The 1,764-nt window shown below is 71.3% G+C and carries 3 protein-coding genes; 2 read left to right on the plus strand and 1 reads right to left on the minus strand.

From position 1 onward, the window contains the following. The coding region (locus tag VOI19_RS19045; protein WP_323794502.1) for a response regulator transcription factor at positions 1-436 on the plus strand (436 nt) is incomplete at its 5' end. A 96-nt stretch (positions 437-532) separates the two neighbouring features. Continuing rightward, the gene (locus VOI19_RS19050) at positions 533-772 is read left to right on the plus strand and encodes a DUF6458 family protein (protein ID WP_323794503.1); all 240 of its coding nucleotides are present in this window, start codon (positions 533-535) and stop codon (positions 770-772) included. Positions 773-949: 177 nt separating this feature from the next. On the opposite strand, the gene VOI19_RS19055 is transcribed toward VOI19_RS19050, so the two are convergent. Further along, positions 950-1,764 (minus strand): HAD-IC family P-type ATPase (locus VOI19_RS19055; RefSeq protein WP_323794504.1); only part of this gene is annotated, 815 nt, incomplete at its 5' end.

The following is a 1,764-nucleotide window of genomic DNA, read 5'->3' on the forward strand; positions in this document are numbered from 1 at the left end:
GAACACCGAGACGTCACTCGTGCGCCGCGCCGTGGAGTCCGGAGCTGCGGGTTACGTGACGAAGGCCGCCACCGCGGCCCAGCTTGTCGACGCCCTCGAGCGCATCCACGCCGGCGAGCAGGTGCTCCTGCTGGGCGAGGTCGACGCCATCGACAGCGACACCCTCCTCGGCCGCTGGCCCGGCGACCTCCTCGGGCTCTCGCCGCGCGAGGGAGAGATCTTGGCCCTGATCTGCCAGGGCCTCACCAACGAGGACATCACCACTCGGGCCTACATCGGCATGAACACCGTCAAGACCCACATCCGCTCGCTCTACCGCAAGATCGGTGCGACCACCCGCAGCCAGGCGGTGCGGTGGGGCATCGAGCGCGGCTTCGCCCCCGATCGCCACCGGGTCGTGCTCGACGCGCCCGGGGAGAGCTCACCTCACCCCTGAGGACGACGCCTGGTGGCGCCCGGCGTGCAAACCTGTACGGTCGGCGCCCCACGGGCGCCAACGCGCCCTGCCCCCTCACGAAGGAGAAAAACACTCATGGGATACGGATTCGGTGGATTCCTCATCGTGCTCGGGCTCGTCCTGAGCTTTGCGATCGACGACGCGGTCGAGAACGTCGACCTCTACGCCGTCGGTCTGATCATGACCGGCGTCGGCATCGTCATCGTGGCGCTGACCTTCTTCACGCTCAACAACCGCCGCAACAACAAGACGGTGCAGACGACCACGCACCCCGACGGTTCGCAGACGGTCAACGAGCGCCGCAACGAGGGCTGACGCAGCCCTCCAGCATCACTGCAGCACACGCACCAAGTGAGGCCCTTCCGACCGCCGCGGTCGGGAGGGCCTCATGCGTGTGAGCACCGAGGCTCCTACGCCCGAGAGTGCCGCGCCTGCGTAAGTCGCGGTGTCGCCCGGCCCCTTGACGGTAGGCCAGGTCGGGGGTGACGTGCCTCACCCGCGGGGCTGAAAACCACGCAGCCGCAGGCTGTTGCCGACGACGAAGAGCGACGAGAACGCCATCGCCGCGCCCGCCAGCATCGGGTTGAGCAGCCCGAGGGCCGCGAGCGGGAGCGCGGCGACGTTGTAGCCGAACGCCCAGAACAGGTTGCCCTTGATGATCGTCAGGGTGCGTCGCGACAGGGCGATCGCATCGGCCGCCACCAGCAGGTCGCCCCGCACGAGGGTCAGGTCGCTGGCCTCGATCGCCACGTCGGTGCCGGTGCCCATCGCCAGGCCGAGGTCGGCCTGCGCGAGCGCGGCGGCGTCGTTGACGCCGTCCCCCACCATCGCCACGACGCGACGCTCGTCCTGCAGTCGTCGTACGACGTCGGCCTTCTCGGCCGGCAGCACCTCGGCGAACACGTCGTCGGGGTCGATCCCGACCTCGGCGGCGACGCGTGCGGCCACGGCGGCGTTGTCGCCGGTGAGCAGCATCGGACGCAGCCCGAGCTCGCGCAGCCGCTCGATCGCGGCCCGCGAGGTCTCCTTCACCGAGTCGGCCACGACGAGGGCGCCGCGCGCGCGACCGTCCCACCCCACGGCGACCGCAGTGCCACCGCTGGCCTGGGCCGCCGCGATCGCTGCGACCAGGTCGTCGGGCACCGCGAGCCCGGCCTCCTCGAGGAGTCGGGGCCTGCCCACGAGCACGTCGTGGCCCTCGACGCGTCCGCGCACGCCGAGGCCGGCAAGGGCGGCGAAGTCCTCGGCGACCAGCAGCGGGGCCGAGGCCCCGGCGACGATCGCCCGGGCGATGGGGTGCTCGGAGG

Origin of the sequence: Nocardioides sp., from assembly GCF_034670285.1 — a bacterium.
Lineage (GTDB): Bacteria > Actinomycetota > Actinomycetes > Propionibacteriales > Nocardioidaceae > Nocardioides.